1 protein-coding gene is annotated in these 1,074 nt (G+C 47.6%); it reads left to right on the plus strand.

Annotated elements, in window-relative coordinates; genetic code table 11:
- Positions 1–88 precede the first annotated feature (88 nt).
- A complete protein-coding gene (locus FC43_RS04895) occupies positions 89–1,054 on the plus strand; it encodes an IS30 family transposase (protein ID WP_056954580.1) in 966 nt (321 codons plus the stop codon).
- Positions 1,055–1,074: the final 20 nt, after the last annotated feature.

The raw sequence follows: 1,074 nt of genomic DNA on the forward strand, positions 1-1,074 counted from the left end.
CGCGGTTTGTAAAATTAAGTTAGAAAAATAGAAAAGCCATTTGTGGTAGACTTTTGAATACCCCTAAACAAAAGAAAGGAAACCACAAATGACTTACACCCATCTTACCACAAACGAGTTGACAATCATCGCCCATTCTTTCGTGCAAAAGCTTAAAGCGTATCGGGTGGCCCAAATGATCAATCGTAGCGCCGAAACCGTTTATCGCGTTTATCGTTATCTAGAAACTAGTGCTTCAATTACTGATTATCAAAATCATTATACGCGCAATAAGCAACGTTGTGGCCGAAAACGTACGCAATTGCCTTCAGCTGAGCTCACTTATATCAAGGCCAAAGTCGCCCAAGGGTGGACCCCTGACACCATCATTGGCCGTGCCGAGCGCTCAATTAGCTGTAATCGGCGGACCCTTTACCGGATGTTTGAACGAGGGCAGTTTGGCTTCGATGTTCGTTCCTTACCCATGCGAGGTAAGCGCCATCCGAATGGCTATGTTGAGCGCCGCGGAAAGGCTGGTCAATTGGGGAGAAGTATTCATGAACGCGCGAAAGACTTTCCGCACTATGCCACTGAATTTGGGCACCTTGAAGCTGATACCGTCCAAGGCAGAAAGCATCAAGGGGCAGTAATGACCCTGACCGAACGCCAATCGAAGGTCGAAATTGTGCTCAATGTGCACGAGAAGACGGCCGATGCGATTAACCAACACTTAAGTCAGTGGCTCCGGAAATTTCCGCGTCACTTCTTTAAGTCGATCACCTTCGACAACGGGAAGGAGTTCGCTGGCTGGCGCGACATCGCCAATCAATTCGACATTCACACCTACTTTGCCGAGGTTGGTGCTCCCAACCAACGGGGACTTAACGAGAACAATAACGGCCTTTTACGCCGGGATGGCTTAACTAAACAGCTGGATTTCCGTAATCTTCCCGATGAATTGGTGCCCCAACTGATGAGCAAGCGGAATAATCTTCCCCGCAAGTCACTGAACTATCGAACTCCCTATGAGGTATTCATGGAGCACGTCACTGATGAGCAACTACTTTTTTTCTAACTTAAATTGACATTTCGGGA

This window comes from Limosilactobacillus ingluviei DSM 15946, assembly GCF_001435775.1.
Taxonomy (GTDB): Bacteria; Bacillota; Bacilli; order Lactobacillales; family Lactobacillaceae; genus Limosilactobacillus; species Limosilactobacillus ingluviei.